We start from the raw sequence: 14484 nt of genomic DNA, 5'->3' as shown, positions 1-14484 counted from the left end.
AGGTCGTCGGTCACATGCCGCCATTGCCGTCGAAACGCTCACTAACGCTCAGTGACCCCGCCGAACACGAGCCAACCAGCTCTATCGAATGGATCAACGCCGACAATCTACGGCACGTGATCCACAGCCTGGTCACGCGTAATCGCGCGCGGAGAGTTCCGCGACGTCCTCGCGACTCCGGCCCGCCGCCCGGGTCAGGGTCCGTCGGAAAATCCCGAGATCTAAGACGTACGGGTGACGAGTTTGTCGAAGGCGCGGTCCGGGAGCAGCCGGTGGATTCTCAGCAGCAGCTTGGCCAGGTAGCCGACGGCGTACCGCGGCTTGGGGGCCTTGGCGTCGATGGCCGTGCGAATGGTCTGGGCGACCACGGAGGGGTCCGAGGCCTTGTTCTTCCCGGCGAAAGCGGCTTCCGCGCGGTCCGCCATCGCGTTCGCGACAGAGGCGTAGGCGCCTTTGCCGGAGACCTCTCGCAGGTCGTGGGGAGTGCTCGACTCGAACTCCGTCTTGATGAGGCCGGGCTGGACGACCACCACCTTGATGCCGAAGCGGCCGACCTCCTGGCGCAGGGTGTCGGAATAGCCTTCCAGGGCGTGCTTCGAGGCGTGGTACCAGGCGCCGAGCGGGAGTGAGATCACCCCGGCGATCGAGGAGACGTTGACGATCGCGCCGGAGCGGCGCTCGCGCATGCCCGGCAGGACCAGCTGGATCAGCCGGGCGGGCCCGAACATGTTGACCTCGAACTGGTGGCGCGCGGTGTCGAGCGGCACGTCCTCGGCGGCCCCGTACACGCCGACGCCGGCGTTGTTCACCAGCACGTCGATGCGCTCCTGCTCGGCGAGGATGGTGTCGACGACGCGGCGCAGGTCCTCCTCCTTGGTGACGTCCATCGCGAGGGTGTGGCCGCCGGCCTCGCGGATGTCCTCCATCCGCTCGACACGCCGGGCCACGCCGTACACCGTGTGGCCGGCACGCAGCAGTTCGAGTGCGGTGGCGCGGCCGATGCCGGCAGACGCGCCTGTGACGAGGCAGATCTTGGCTGCCATGGAACGACCTTTCATCAGGGGTACGCGGCGTAGAGCCACTCCCGGTACGGCGGTATCAGGGCTTCCGAGGCGGCGATGATCTCCGCGGCGGCGGCGGCGATCACCTGCGCGTCCGGCCGCTCGGCTGGCTCGTACGCGTGCCGGACGATGTGCGCGAGCACCCTGGCCTTGGCCTCAGCGTCCGGCTCGTCGGGCACGGTGACCACGGTGCCCAGGAGGTAGAAGCTCGCCTGCGTCGCGGTCAGGCCGTAGATCAGGTGCTCGACATCGTCGCGGAGCAGGCCGTGACGGAGCAGCACCTCGTGGAAGCGCGCGGTGGCGAGCAGTTCGTGGCTGCGCGTCGCGCTGTCCGCCATCCTGCCCTCGAGCAGCGGCAGGTTACCGGCGAGGAGCGCCCGCAGCACCGGCCGGCGGCAGCTCACCAGGAACAGCGTGCTGAGCATGCGGTGGGGCAGCACCACGGCCGGGTCGCGGCGCAACTCCGCCAGCAGCGTCTCGACGTAGATGATGGCCTCGCGCACGAACAGGGCCTCGAAGAGCTGCTGTTTGGTACGCCAGTGCAGGTAGACGGTGCCCTTGCCGATGTCGGCCCGCTGGGCGATGTCGTCGATCGTCACCTTGCGAACGCCGAGGCGCACGGTCAGCTCGGCCGCCGCGTCGAGGATCCGGTCGGCGCGGTCGGCCGCCTCGCTCGGTCTTCCCAGCGGCATCGTGCGACCTCCATGTGACTTGTTGACCACATTAGCAAAAAGAGTCATAAAGTCACGCGGCCATGAGAAAAAGGCCGGTGAGGGAAGTCCTCACCGGCCTGCTTCAGTACGAGTACGACGCTACTTGGCGCGCTTGAAGATCTTGTTGCCCAGCCACACGATCGGGTCGTACTTGCGATCGGCCACGCGCTCCTTCATCGGGATGAGCGCGTTGTCGGTGATCTTGATGTGCTCGGGACAGACCTCGGTGCAGCACTTGGTGATGTTGCAGTAGCCCAGCCCGTGCTCTTCCTGGGCCGACTCCTGCCGGTCCGCCACGTCGTACGGGTGCATGTCGAGCTCCGCGATGCGCATGAGGAAGCGCGGCCCGGCGAAGGCGGGCTTGTTCTCCTCGTGGTCACGGATGACGTGGCAGATGTTGTTGCACATGAAGCATTCGATGCACTTGCGGAACTCCTGGGACCGCTCGACGTCGACCTGCTTCATCCGGTATTCGCCCGGCCGCACGCCCTCCGGCGGGGTGAAGGACGGGATTTCGCGTGCTTTTTCGTAGTTGAACGAGACGTCGGTGACGAGGTCCTTGATGACGGGGAACGTACGCATCGGCGTGACGGTGATCGTCTCGTCCTCGGTGAAGGTGGACATCCGCGTCATGCAGCCCAGCCGGGGCTTGCCGTTGATCTCCATCGAGCAGGAGCCGCACTTGCCGGCCTTGCAGTTCCAGCGGACCGCCAGGTCCGGCGCCTGCGTGGCCTGCAGGCGGTGGATGATGTCGAGGACGACCTCGCCCTCGTTCACCTCGACGGTGAAGTCCTCGAGCTTGCCCTCACCGCCCTCACCGCGCCATACCTTGAACTTTGCCTTGTAGCTCATGACTTTGCGATCCCGTCGAACTCGGTCATCTCTTCGTCGGTGAGGTATTTCGCCAGCTCGTCCCGGTCGAACAGCTTGATCAGGTGGTCGGCCATCGTAGGCTGCACCTTCTCCTCGACCGAGACGGACGAGCCGTCCTCCGTCGAGCAGACGAGCAGCTTGCGGCGCCAGGCCGGGTTCATGCCGGGGAAGTCGTCACGGGTGTGCCCGCCGCGGCTCTCCTCGCGTAGCAGCGCGGCCCGCGCCACGCACTCCGAGACGAGGACCATGTTGCGCAGGTCGATCGCGAGGTGCCAGCCGGGGTTGTAGATCCGCGAGCCGGCCGCGCCGACCAGCTGCACCCGCTCCTTGAGCTTCTCCACGGCCTCCAGGGCCTCGGACACCTCTTCGGCCTTGCGGATGATGCCGACGAGCTCGTTCATCGTCCGCTGGAGCTCGTGGTGCACCTCGTAGGGGTTCTCGCCGGAGCGGCCCAGCGGGGCCAGGGCCTCGGCGTGCGCCTCCTCCACGAGCTCCTGGCTCACCTTGGGCCTGGCGGGCAGGCCGTCGATGTACGCGGCGGCTCCGGCGCCCGCCCGGCGGCCGAAGACCAGCAGGTCGGACAGCGAGTTGCCGCCCAGGCGGTTGGAGCCGTGCATGCCGCCCGAGACCTCGCCCGCGGCGAAGAGCCCCGGCACGGCCGCCGCGCCGGTGTCGGCGTCGACCTCGACGCCGCCCATGATGTAGTGGCAGGTCGGGCCCACCTGCATGGGCTCGGCGGTGATGTCGACGTCGGCCAGCTCCTTGAACTGGTGGTGCATCGACGGCAGCCGCCGCTTGATCTCCTCGGCCGGGAGCCGGCTGGACACGTCGAGGAAGACGCCGCCCTGGGGAGAGCCGCGCCCCGCCTTCACCTCGGAGTTGATCGCCCGAGCCACCTCGTCACGCGGCAGCAGCTCCGGGGGGCGGCGGTTGTTGGCCTGGTCGGTGTACCAGCGGTCGCCCTCCTCCTCACTGGTGGCGTACTTGTCCTTGAACACCTCGGGGATGTAGTTGAACATGAAGCGCTCGCCGTCGGAGTTGCGCAGCACGCCGCCGTCGCCGCGGACCGACTCGGTGACGAGGATGCCGCGTACGGACGGCGGCCAGACCATCCCCGTGGGGTGGAACTGGATGAACTCCATGTTGATCAGCTTCGCGCCGGCCAGCAGGGCCAGGGCGTGGCCGTCACCGGTGTACTCCCAGGAGTTGGAGGTGACCACGTAGGACTTGCCGATGCCGCCGGTCGCGAGCACGACGGCGGGCGCATCGAAGACTACGAAATTTCCGGACTCGCGCCAGTAGCCGAAGCCACCCGAGATGCGGTCGCCGTCCTTGAGCAGGCGGGTGACCGTACATTCCGCGAAGACCTTGATGTAGGCCTCGTGATCGCCGTGCGTCTCGAAGTCCTCCTGCTGCAGCGCGACGACGCGCTGCTGCAGCGTGCGGATCAGCTCCAGGCCGGTGCGGTCGCCGACGTGGGCCAGCCGGGGGTACTCGTGCCCGCCGAAGTTACGCTGGCTGATCTTGCCGTCCTTGGTGCGGTCGAACAGCGCGCCCCACGCCTCCAGCTCCCAGACCCGGTCGGGGGCCTCCTTGGCGTGGAGTTCGGCCATGCGCCAGTTGTTCAGGAACTTGCCGCCCCGCATGGTGTCACGGAAGTGCACCATCCAGTTGTCGTCTGAGTTGACGTTGCCCATCGCGGCGGCCGCGCCGCCCTCGGCCATGACCGTGTGGGCCTTGCCGAACAGCGACTTGCAGACGATCGCCGTCCGCTTGCCCTGCTGCCGGGCCTCGATGGCGGCCCGCAGCCCGGCGCCGCCCGCGCCGATGACGACGACGTCGTATTCGTGACGCTCGATCTCCACAGAAATTGTCCTAACAGAAAGGGCCTTAAGCGAACGGGAAGGCGATGATGCCCTTGGCGACCAGGCGGACATAGAGGTCGGCGCCCATGACGGAGAACATCGAGGCCCACGCGAGTGGCTGGTGCTTGGCGTTGAGCTTGGAGACGAACGTCCAGGCCCGGTAGCGAAGCGGGTGCCGGGAGAAGTGGTTGAGCCGGCCCGCGGTGATGTGCCGGCACGAGTGGCACGACAGCGTGTAGGCGACGATCAGGACGGCGTTGGCGATCAGGATCCACGAACCCAGGCCGAGCGGCTTGTGGACGACCGCCAGGATCGCGTCGTAGCTCAGGATCGCGCCGATGACGATGGCCGCGTAGAAGAAGTACCGGTGGATGTTCTGCATGATCAGCGGGAAGCGCGTCTCACCGCTGTACTTGCCGTGCGGCTCCTGAACGGCGCACGCGGGCGGCGACAGCCAGAAGGACCGGTAGTAGGACTTCCGGTAGTAGTAGCAGGTCAGCCGGAACCCGCCGGGCAGGCCGAGGATCAGCAGACCGGGCGGCAGTGTGTACCAGTCACCGATCGGCGCCCAGCCGAACAGCCGCGCGCCCTCGGCGCACGAGGTCGTCAGACACGGCGACGAGAACGGGGCGATGTACGGATCGATGTAGTAGCTGCTGTCAATGATCGCCCACACGCCGTAGACGAGGAAGGCACTGAGTGCCAGGAACGTCAGCAGCGGGGCCAGCCACCATCTGTCGGTGCGCAGCGTGCGCACCTTTATCTGCGCACGCTGCCTTCTGACAGGAGCATCGGGCGTCGTTTGGGTCATCGCGGACCTCTCCACCTCCCGCGGACCCTGCTCGCAGGGAATCCGGGTCGTTCGCTTGGCGCGTGCACGGCGGGGCATGGCCTCCGCTCGCAGAGCGCTTTGGTGGGGGATACGTTACGACGACCGCCTCGGGATTTGTGAGGAGGGTCACTCACTTTTTCGATGACTCGCTGTGATTCCTGTCACGTACCCCTGTCACGTGGGCTGCCCTTTGCTCGGCAGCTTAACCACAGTCACGAAAAAATCATCTATTTGGCGGACAACTCGGATAAATTGCTCAAAATCTACCGGCTTGGAGACGTACGCATTGGCGTGCAGCCGATAGCTGTGCAGGATGTCCTCCTCGGCCTCCGAGGTCGTCAGGATCACCACGGGGATCGTGCGCAGCACTGCGTCGGCCTTCACCTCGGTGAGCACTTCCAAGCCGCCCATCCGGGGCAGGTTCAGGTCGAGCAGGATGAGGTCGGGCGTCGGCGCGTCGTGGTAACCGTCCTCCCGGCGCAGGAAGGCCATCGCCTGCTCGCCGTCGTTGACCACGTGCAGGCGGTTGCGGACCTTGTTGAAGTCGAACGCCTCCTTGGTGAGGAGCACGTCACCCTGGTCGTCCTCGACCAGGAGCACCTCGATCGGCCGCCAGTCAGTCGTCATCTTCATCTCCAGCCGCGGGCAGGGTCCAGCGGAACGTCGCGCCCTTCCCTTCGCCCTCCTTGGCCTCGCCGTCTCCGCCGTCGAGCCAGAGCTGGCCGCCGTGATACTCGACGATCTTGCGGCAGAGCGCGAGCCCGATGCCGGTCCCTGGATACACGTCCCGTGGATGCAGGCGCTGGAAGATCAGGAAGATGCGGTCGGCGTACTTGGCGTCCACCCCGATCCCGTTGTCCGAGCAGCTGAACTCCCACATCCGCCCGGCCCGCTTGACCCCGATGTGCACCTGCGGCGGCAGGTCGGAGCGGAACTTGACGGCGTTCTCGATCAGGTTCTGGAAGAGCTGGGTGAGCTGGCCACGGTTGCCGACGACCTTGGGCATGGCGTCGCGGGTGACGACCGTCCCGGTGTCCTCGATCGCGGCCGACAGGTTGTCCACGGCCGTGGTGAGCGCCGCGTCCGTGTCGGTGACCACCCGCTCGCCGGTGACCCGGCCCACCCTGGAGAAGTCGAGCAGGTCGTTGATGAGCAACTGCATGCGCTTGGCGCCGTCGACCGCGTAGCGGATGTACTCCTTGGCCCGGTCGTCGAGCCGGTCGCCGTACCTCTGCTCCAGCATCTGCGTGAAGCTGGCCACTTTGCGCAGCGGCTCCTGCAGGTCGTGACTGGCGACATAGGCGAACTGCTCCAGCTCCCCGTTGGACCTGCGCAGCTCGTCGGTCTGCTCCTCGGCCCGCCGCCAGGCCGACACGATGCGCGCGCGCATGGAGTCGACGTGGCTCGACAGCTCGGCCAGCTCCGCCGGCCGCGCCACGCTCAACTGGTGGTCGAAGTCGCCCGCCGCGACCGTGCGCACCTGGTCGGTCAGCTGGGCGATGGGCTTGAGTACGGCGTAGCGGACGATGAACAGCAGCCCGACCCCCACCACGGCCATCACGGCCAGCAGCACGACCAGCGCCACGTTCAGCCGGTCGAGCTGGACCGCGACGTCAGGCCGCAGACCCCGCTCCCGTACGTCGGCGACCAGCTTCATGATCAGCGTGGCCCCCAGCACGAACACCACGGCGCTCACCACGCCGACGGCGAGGAACCAGCGGCCCATCGGCAGTCTGCCGACGCCCGTCGCCGGCTTCGGCGGGGGCAGCGGATGGATACTCACGACGACCTCCTGCTGACGCGGACCACGGCGAGGTCGTCGCTGAGCGTGCCCACGTGCCTGATGAGCCGGTCGAGATCGATCGAGCCGTGCTCGCGTACCAGGTCGACCAGGCCGTCCACGCCGAGCAGCTCCTTTTGCTCGCCCACCGCGGCCTCGATCAGGCCGTCGGTGTAGAGCATCATGGACCATTCCCCGCCCAGAGGCACGTCGAGGACGGTCCATTCGGCGTCGGAGAAGATGCCGAGCGGCGGCCCCGAGGGCGCGCCGTCGACCACGCTGACAACCCCATCGCGGACCAGGACCGGCGGTGGATGGCCGGCCACCCGCATCCTGGCGTTGCGCAGGTCTGGCGTGATCGTCGCCATGCAGAGCGTGGTGAAGATCTCCGGAGTCTGGCGCTCGGCGCGCAGGACGGCGTCGAGCGTGCGCAGCAGCCGCTCGCCGGTCTGCCCGGCGAGCACCAGCGTGCGCCAGGCGATGCGCAGCGCCACGCCGAGCGCGGCCTCGTCGGGTCCGTGCCCGCAGACGTCGCCGACCACGACGTGCACCGCCCCGTCGGGCGTCTCCACGGTGTCGAAGAAGTCGCCGGCCAGCAGCGACCCCTGGCTGCCCGGCAGGTAGCGGGTGGTGTGCTCCAGCGCGTCGGTGTGCAGCAGGGCGACCGGCAGCAGGCCGCTCTCCAGACGGGCGTTCTCCTTGGCCGTCAGCTCGGCCGCGACCAGCCTGAGCTGCGCCAGATCGGCCCGCTTGCGCTCCATCGCGTAGCGGATGGCCCTGGCCAGCAGCCGCGCGTCGACGTCCTGCTTGACGAGGTAGTCCTGCGCTCCGGCCTGGACCGCGGCGACCCCCACGTGGGCGTCGCGCAGCCCGGTGAGCACCAGTACGGCCGCGTGCGGCGCCGCCCCCAGCACCTGCTCCAGCGCTTCCAGGCCGGTGGCGTCAGGGAGTGTGAGGTCGACGAGTACGCACTGGATCCGGGCGTCGAGCTTGGCCTTGCCCTCGGCCAGGCTGCGGACCCAGGTGATGTGCGGCGGCGCCTCGGCCTGCTTCAGGAGCTCCTCGACGAGGAACGCGTCACCGGCGTCGTCCTCGATGAGGAGCAGCGTCAGCGTTTCGTTGAGAGTTGCCGTCACACGCGCCTCTTCATAGAAGTCCGGCTGTTGGGTTTGATTCTGCGATGAGCTCCACCCCTTGCGGAAGGGTGCGCTCATGACCGGCTTCGACGACGAAGGAGAGCAGGGTCGTACGGAAGGCCTGCGCCGCTCTGGTCGGCTCCACGTCCTTGCGGTGGGCCAGCGCGATGGTGCGGCTCAGTCCCGGCGGCGCCAGGGGAGTGCCGGTCAGCCCCGGCCGCCCGTCGAGCACCATGGACGGCACCACGGCCAGCCCCAGCCCCGCCTCCACGAAGCGCAGGACGGCGTCCATCTCGCCGCCCTCCACCGCGAACCTGGGCTCGAACCCGGCCTGGCGGCAGGCCGCCAGCGTCGCCTCGCGCAGGTCGTAGCCGCGCCTGAACATCACCATCCCCCGGCCGCGCAGATCCTCCATGCGCAGGTACGGCTTGCGTTCCGGCTGGTGGGAGGGCGTCACCACGACCAGGTTCTCGCGCAGGATCTCCTCGGTCACCAGGGACGGGTCGTCGCCCTGCAGCGGCGTGATGATGAGGGACAGGTCGAGCTGCCCGCGGGCCAGCGCTCTGACCAGGTCGCGCGAGCCGTCCTCCTCGACCAGCAGCTCGATCCCCGGATAGGCGAGGTGGAAGCGGGCCAGCGCGTCGGCCAGCAGCCCGGCGCACAGTGACGGCGTGGCGCCGAGCCGGACCCGGCCCCTGCGCAGTCCGGCGAGCTCGGCCACCTCCTGCCGGGCGGTGCCGGCGTCGGCCAGCATCCGGCGGGCGAGCGGCAGCAGCGCCTCTCCCGCCGGGGTCAGCGTGACGTTGCCGCGCGCCCTGGAGAACAGCGGGGCGCCGAGGTCGCTCTCCAATGCCTTGATCTGCTTGCTGAGTGACGGCTGGGCGACCCGCATCCGTTCGGCGGCCTGAGTGAAGTGCCTGGTCTCCGCGACGGCCACGAAGTAGGCGAGCTGTTGCAGCTGCATGTGATTTACCTCGCACCGGCTCGAGGGATTTCCTTACGCCGACCGTACAAACCAAGCATCATAGCCGAAGGCTATGGAAACCAGGCCCGTCATGACTTGGACGGATCATGGCTGGATATCTAGCGTCGGAAGACGTGACAGCCACGATTGAGCGAGGCGCCGCTACCGCGCCAGTGTTGAAGCCCGCGCCGAGCAAGCCGACACCCAGCGGAAAGCGCGGCGGATTCCTGCGCTCGTCCAATGGCAAGAAGGCCATCATGGCCGTCACGGGCGCCGCGATGGTGCTCTTCTTGATCCTTCACATGCTGGGCAACCTCAAGATCTTCCTCGGCAAGGACTCCTTCAACGAGTACGCCGAGGCGCTCCGCACGCTGCTGGAGCCGCTCGCGCCGTACCGGACGGTGCTGACGCTCCTGGAGGCCGGCCTCGTCATCGCGGTGGTCCTGCACATGTGGGCCGCGATCTCGCTGGCGCGGCGGGCCCGCCAGGCCCGGCCGGTGAAGTACGTGGCCAAGAAGTCGCAGGCCAAGGGCTACACCACGCACATCATGCGGTGGGGCGGCGTCACGATCCTGCTCTTCCTGGTCTGGCACCTGCTCGACCTGAGCTTCGGCGTGGTGAACCCCAAGGGGTACGACGCCGCGCCGGCCGACCGGCTGATCGCCGGGTTCGACCTGTCGCGCTGGTGGGTCACGCTCTTCTACGTCGTGGCCGTCGTCATGGTCGGCCTGCACCTGCGGCACGGCATCTGGAGCATGTTCCAGACCCTCGGCTGGGCCACCCGTTTCAAGGCCCTTCGCCCGGTCGCGGCGCTGGTGTCCGCGGTCCTGGTCATCGGCTTCCTCGCGCCGCCGCTCGCCGTCACGTTCGGAGTGATCAAGTGAAGTACACCGAAGGCCCGGAGATCAAGGACGCCAAGGCCCCCGCGGGTCCCATCGAGGAGCGGTGGGAGAAGCGGAAGTTCGCCGCCAAGCTCGTCAACCCGGCCAACAAGCGCAAGCTCAACGTGATCGTGGTCGGCACCGGCCTGGCGGGCGGTTCCGCCGCCGCGACGCTGGGGGAGCTGGGCTACAACGTCAAGTCGTTCTGCTATCAGGACACGCCGCGCCGCGCGCACTCCATCGCCGCGCAGGGCGGGATCAACGCCGCGAAGAACTACCGCGGCGACGGTGACTCGATTTATCGCCTTTTCTACGACACGGTAAAGGGCGGTGACTTCCGGGCCCGCGAGTCGAACGTCTACCGCCTCGCCCAGGTCTCCGTGAACATCATCGACCAGGCCGTGGCCCAGGGCGTCCCGTTCGCCCGTGAGTACGGCGGGCTGCTGGACACCCGCTCATTCGGCGGCGCGCAGGTGTCGCGTACGTTCTACGCGCGTGGCCAGACGGGCCAGCAGCTGCTGCTCGGCGCCTACCAGGCCCTGGAGCGGCAGATCGCGGCCGGGACCGTGGAGATGTTCACCCGGCACGAGATGCTCGACGTGATCGTGGCCGACGGCCGGGCGCGCGGAATCATCGTCCGCGACATGGTCACCGGGGAGATCGAGCGGCACGTGGCCGATGCCGTCGTGCTGGCCTCCGGCGGTTACGGGAACGTGTTCTTCCTGTCCACGAACGCCAAGGGCTGCAACACCACGGCGATCTGGCGGGCGCACGAGCGTGGCGCGTACTTCGCCAACCCCTGCTACACGCAGATCCACCCGACCTGCATCCCGGTGTCGGGCGAGTACCAGTCGAAGCTGACGCTGATGTCGGAGTCGCTGCGCAACGACGGCCGGGTGTGGGTGCCGCTCGTCGGCGGCGACTCCCGGGCGCCCGGCGACATTCCAGAAGACGAACGCGATTACTACCTGGAGCGGATTTATCCGGCTTTCGGGAACCTCGTCCCCCGGGACATCGCCTCCCGCGCCGCCAAGAACGTCTGCGACGAGGGTCGCGGCGTCGGACCCGGCGGGCTCGGGGTCTACCTGGACTTCGCCGACGCGATCAACCGTCTCGGCCGGGATGCCGTGGAGAAGAAGTACGGCAACCTCTTCGAGATGTACGAGCGCATCACGGGCGAGAACCCCTACGAGTCGCCGATGCGCATCTACCCGGCCGTCCACTACACCATGGGCGGCCTGTGGGTGGACTACGACCTGCAGTCCACGATCCCCGGCCTGTTCGTGATCGGCGAGGCCAACTTCTCCGACCACGGCGCCAACCGTCTCGGCGCCTCGGCGCTGATGCAGGGTCTGGCCGACGGCTACTTCGTGCTGCCCACCACGCTCGGCGACTACCTGGCGGCCGGGCCGTTCGGGGAGGTCTCCGAGGACGCCGTGGCCGAGGCCGAGATCAAGGTACGTACCAAGATCGACAGGCTGCTCGCGGTGAACGGCACGCGTACCCCCGACTCCTTCCACCGCGAGCTCGGCAAGCTCATGTGGGACTACTGCGGCATGGAGCGCACCGAGGAGTCGCTGCGCAAGGCGCTGGAGCGCATTCCGGAGCTGCGCGAGGAGTTCTGGCGGGACGTCAAGGTCTCGGGCACCGCCGAGGAGCTGAACCAGGTCCTGGAGAAGGCCGGGCGGGTCGCGGACTTCTTCGACCTGGCCGAGCTCATGTGCCTGGACGCGCTGATCCGCACCGAGTCGTGCGGCGGCCACTTCCGCGCCGAGTCGCAGGACGCCGACGGCGAGGCCCTGCGCGATGACGAGCACTTCGCACACGTGTCGGCCTGGGAGTTCTCCGGGGACGGACCGGTGCTGCACAAGGAAGCGCTCGAGTACGAGTACGTCAAGATGACCCAGCGGAGCTACAAGTGAACTTGACTTTGAAGGTCTGGCGCCAGAGCGGCCCGTCAGCTCCCGGCAAGATGGCCACTTACCGGGTTGAAGACGTCTCCCCGGACATGTCCTTCCTGGAGATGCTCGACGTCCTCAACGAGCGCCTCATCCTGTCGGGCGACGACCCGGTGGCCTTCGACCACGACTGCCGCGAGGGCATCTGCGGCATGTGCGGCATGGTCATCAACGGCGTCGCGCACGGCGAGCAGCGCGCCACCACCACCTGCCAGCTCCACATGCGGCACTTCGAGGACGGCGCCACCATCACCATCGAGCCGTGGCGCGCGGCCCCGTTCCCGGTGGTGAAGGACCTGGTGGTGGACCGGTCGGCGTTCGACCGCATCATCCAGGCCGGCGGCTTCGTCTCGGTTCCGGCCGGCTCGGCGCCCGACGCCCACAGCATCCCGGTGCGCAAGGAGGACGCCGACGACGCCTTCGACGCCGCCACCTGCATCGGCTGTGGCGCCTGCGTGGCGGCCTGCCCGAACGGGTCGGCGTCACTCTTCACGGCCGCCAAGATCACCCACCTGTCGCTGCTTCCACAGGGCCAGCCGGAGCGTCTGACGCGGGCCAAGGCGATGGTGGACCAGATGGACGCCGAGGGGTTCGGCGGGTGCACGAACACGGGTGAGTGCACCGCTGTGTGTCCCAAGGGCATTCCGCTGGACACCATCGCGCAGATGAACAGCGACTACCTCAAGGCGAACGCCAAGTAGGGGGCTGCGGGCCGTACGTGTTTTGTGCGGCCCGCTTGTTGTGAGACCGCCTGTGCCGGGGCGTTGGCGCCTGTCAAGGTGCGTCGGCCACCACCATGAACAGCGTGCAACTGACCAGGAAGGGCCCGGAGCCGAGGTCGGCGGAGTCGTCCAGGTAGCCCGCCCGCACGGCCCTGGAGAGGGTGCCGCGCAGGCCGAAGAGCTGCTCGGCCGTCTCCAGGTCCCGGATCACCGGGCTGAACACCGTCGCCGTCCGTACGGTCAGTCCGGCCTGTTCGGCGAGGCGGGCGAGGCTCCGTCCGATGGCCGGGTTCCTGATCACCTCCGTGGTGACGTACCGGACGAGGCCCGGGCCGGCCGGTGAGTCGATCAGCAGGCCGTGCCAGTCGGGTTCGGCCATGGCGATGGTGGCGCCCGGCCGGGCCACGCGGCGGAACTCCGCCAGCACCCGCCCCGGGTCCGGTACGTGCTGCAGCACCCGGTCCGTACGCGCCCGGTCGACGGTGCCATCGTCGAGTGGCATCGCGTGGGCGTCGCCGACGCGGATCTCGACGTTGGCACGGTCGGCCAGCCGTAGCCGGGCCTGGTCCGCCATGGCGGGGTCGTGGTCGAGGCCGATCACCGTACCCGAAGGGGTCACGCCGTCGGAGAGGTCGGCCAGGTCGGTGCCGGGGCCGCAACCTATGTCGAGCACGGTCTGGCCGGGCCGCAGGTCCATCATGGTCAGCAGGTCCCGCTTGTACGCGCGGCCGGGGGCGCTGGCGGCGAGTTTGTCCAGGTACGCGATGGTCGTCATGACCACGAGCCAAGCAGGTCGGTGTGCGGTTTCCGGGGAGAGAGTGTCAAGATCCGGTGCACGGGCGTCTCCAGGTCATAGGCGTCGGCCGATGGTGAGGCCGACCGACCAGTGGCGGACGAGTCGTCCGTCCGGGCGTGCGGCGAGGAGGCGACGCACCTCACGGTAGAGGTGTTCCCGTTTGGCTGGCTCCATGGCGATGTGGCCGGAGAACGTGTCGAGCAGCGCGATGTATTCGTCTGTCGTGTAGCGCAAAGCCCACACGTAGCGTCTCGTCCCGACCACCGTGAAGTGTCCGGAGGCATCGAACTCGGTGGCGGTGGGGTCGGGCCGGTTCTCACGCGGCGGCCACGGGCTGCCATCGCCTTCGCCGATCTCTTCGTAGACCTTCTGGATCTCGGTGAAGAACGGGTCGAAACCTGCCGGGAACGCGTGGTCGGCGTTCCACACGGCCAAATGGCCGCCCGGGGCGAGCAGCGCGGCTGCTTTCGCGTACTTGACCGCCGGGTCCACCCATTTCCACGCCGTGGCCGCGTAGGCGAGATCGAAACGGACCCCCGGCGGCGGCTCCCAGTCTTCGAATGACGACGTGATCACGGAAACGTCGGCGAATTCGGCGAGGCGCTGCCGGGCTTCGGCCGCCAGAGCAGCGCCGAGTTCGACCGCGGTGATCCGGAAGCCCATCCGTGCCAAGGGCAGCGTGGCTTTGCCCGGACCGCATCCGACTTCGAGCAGGTGCGCGGGTGGCGTGATCGCGGTGATCGCCAGCAGGTCGGAATACAGCTCGGCCGGGTAGTCGGGGCGGGCGTCCTGATAGAAGTCAGCCGCGCGGTCGAAGGTGGCTCGTAGCGGAAGATCGCCGGACATGCTCCCATCCTGACAGCGCAGCGACGTGCCCGCTGGCAGCTACGGGCCTTCTCCGGC

At 68.2% G+C, this 14484-nt stretch carries 14 protein-coding genes; 3 read left to right on the top strand and 11 right to left on the bottom strand.

Features of this window, described 5'->3' with window-relative positions; genetic code table 11:
- Positions 1-221 precede the first annotated feature (221 nt).
- From AB0B61_RS44980 to AB0B61_RS44940, 9 genes are all read right to left on the bottom strand, one after another.
- On the bottom strand, positions 222-1043 hold the full coding sequence (locus AB0B61_RS44980; RefSeq protein ID WP_358446202.1) for an oxidoreductase: 822 nt from the start codon (positions 1041-1043) through the stop codon (positions 222-224).
- 14 nt (positions 1044-1057) lie between these two features.
- Complete coding sequence (locus tag AB0B61_RS44975; protein WP_358446199.1) at positions 1058-1753, bottom strand: TetR/AcrR family transcriptional regulator; 696 nt, start codon at positions 1751-1753, stop codon at positions 1058-1060.
- A gap of 120 nt (positions 1754-1873) precedes the next feature.
- Positions 1874-2626, bottom strand: coding sequence for a succinate dehydrogenase/fumarate reductase iron-sulfur subunit (locus AB0B61_RS44970; RefSeq protein WP_225300743.1), 753 nt, complete (start codon positions 2624-2626; stop codon positions 1874-1876).
- Entirely contained in the window at positions 2623-4512 is a 1890-nt protein-coding gene (locus AB0B61_RS44965) for a fumarate reductase/succinate dehydrogenase flavoprotein subunit (protein ID WP_358446196.1), read from the bottom strand. The genes AB0B61_RS44970 and AB0B61_RS44965 overlap by 4 nt, the downstream gene beginning before the upstream one ends.
- A 25-nt stretch (positions 4513-4537) precedes the next feature.
- Entirely contained in the window at positions 4538-5323 is a 786-nt protein-coding gene (locus AB0B61_RS44960; protein ID WP_357944144.1) for a hypothetical protein, read from the bottom strand.
- A gap of 195 nt (positions 5324-5518) precedes the next feature.
- Positions 5519-5971, bottom strand: a complete 453-nt coding sequence (locus AB0B61_RS44955; RefSeq protein WP_358446193.1) for a response regulator — start codon at positions 5969-5971, stop codon at positions 5519-5521.
- Complete coding sequence (locus AB0B61_RS44950) at positions 5961-7127, bottom strand: ATP-binding protein (protein ID WP_358446190.1); 1167 nt, start codon at positions 7125-7127, stop codon at positions 5961-5963. Before AB0B61_RS44950 ends, AB0B61_RS44955 begins: the two co-directional genes overlap by 11 nt.
- Positions 7124-8260, bottom strand: a complete 1137-nt coding sequence (locus AB0B61_RS44945) for a SpoIIE family protein phosphatase (protein ID WP_358446187.1) — start codon at positions 8258-8260, stop codon at positions 7124-7126. Before AB0B61_RS44945 ends, AB0B61_RS44950 begins: the two co-directional genes overlap by 4 nt.
- A gap of 10 nt (positions 8261-8270) precedes the next feature.
- Positions 8271-9224, bottom strand: a complete 954-nt coding sequence (locus tag AB0B61_RS44940) for a LysR substrate-binding domain-containing protein (protein ID WP_358446184.1) — start codon at positions 9222-9224, stop codon at positions 8271-8273.
- A gap of 134 nt (positions 9225-9358) precedes the next feature.
- On the opposite strand from AB0B61_RS44940, the gene AB0B61_RS44935 reads away from it, so the two are divergent.
- Genes AB0B61_RS44935 through AB0B61_RS44925 form a run of 3 tightly spaced genes read left to right on the top strand, consistent with a single transcriptional unit; the run spans position 9359 to position 12764 of the window.
- A complete protein-coding gene (locus AB0B61_RS44935) occupies positions 9359-10108 on the top strand; it encodes a succinate dehydrogenase cytochrome b subunit (RefSeq protein ID WP_358446182.1) in 750 nt (249 codons plus the stop codon).
- Positions 10105-12027, top strand: a complete 1923-nt coding sequence (locus AB0B61_RS44930) for a fumarate reductase/succinate dehydrogenase flavoprotein subunit (RefSeq protein WP_358446179.1) — start codon at positions 10105-10107, stop codon at positions 12025-12027. The genes AB0B61_RS44935 and AB0B61_RS44930 overlap by 4 nt, the downstream gene beginning before the upstream one ends.
- Positions 12024-12764 (top strand): succinate dehydrogenase/fumarate reductase iron-sulfur subunit, encoded by a 741-nt coding sequence (locus tag AB0B61_RS44925; protein ID WP_225300734.1) that lies wholly within the window; start codon positions 12024-12026, stop codon positions 12762-12764. Before AB0B61_RS44930 ends, AB0B61_RS44925 begins: the two co-directional genes overlap by 4 nt.
- A gap of 73 nt (positions 12765-12837) precedes the next feature.
- On the opposite strand, the gene AB0B61_RS44920 is transcribed toward AB0B61_RS44925, so the two are convergent.
- A complete protein-coding gene (locus tag AB0B61_RS44920; protein ID WP_358446176.1) occupies positions 12838-13560 on the bottom strand; it encodes a methyltransferase domain-containing protein in 723 nt (240 codons plus the stop codon).
- A 75-nt stretch (positions 13561-13635) separates the two neighbouring features.
- Complete coding sequence (locus AB0B61_RS44915; RefSeq protein WP_358446173.1) at positions 13636-14427, bottom strand: methyltransferase domain-containing protein; 792 nt, start codon at positions 14425-14427, stop codon at positions 13636-13638.
- Positions 14428-14484 lie beyond the last annotated feature (57 nt).

The sequence above is a fragment of the Nonomuraea sp. NPDC049158 genome (genome assembly GCF_040648335.1).
Lineage (GTDB): Bacteria > Actinomycetota > Actinomycetes > Streptosporangiales > Streptosporangiaceae > Nonomuraea.
This window is presented reverse-complemented; position numbering and strand designations above follow the sequence as displayed.

What these genes read in the sequence shown, in the direction of transcription:
- AB0B61_RS44980 (WP_358446202.1), bottom strand. Translation starts at nt 1,043, where the DNA reads ATGGCAGCCAAGATCTGCCTCGTCACAGGCGCGTCTGCCGGCATCGGC.
- AB0B61_RS44975 (WP_358446199.1), bottom strand. Translation starts at nt 1,753, where the DNA reads ATGCCGCTGGGAAGACCGAGCGAGGCGGCCGACCGCGCCGACCGGATC.
- AB0B61_RS44970 (WP_225300743.1), bottom strand. Translation starts at nt 2,626, where the DNA reads ATGAGCTACAAGGCAAAGTTCAAGGTATGGCGCGGTGAGGGCGGTGAG.
- AB0B61_RS44960 (WP_357944144.1), bottom strand. Translation starts at nt 5,323, where the DNA reads ATGACCCAAACGACGCCCGATGCTCCTGTCAGAAGGCAGCGTGCGCAG.
- AB0B61_RS44955 (WP_358446193.1), bottom strand. Translation starts at nt 5,971, where the DNA reads ATGACGACTGACTGGCGGCCGATCGAGGTGCTCCTGGTCGAGGACGAC.
- AB0B61_RS44940 (WP_358446184.1), bottom strand. Translation starts at nt 9,224, where the DNA reads ATGCAGCTGCAACAGCTCGCCTACTTCGTGGCCGTCGCGGAGACCAGG.
- AB0B61_RS44920 (WP_358446176.1), bottom strand. Translation starts at nt 13,560, where the DNA reads ATGACGACCATCGCGTACCTGGACAAACTCGCCGCCAGCGCCCCCGGC.
- AB0B61_RS44915 (WP_358446173.1), bottom strand. Translation starts at nt 14,427, where the DNA reads ATGTCCGGCGATCTTCCGCTACGAGCCACCTTCGACCGCGCGGCTGAC.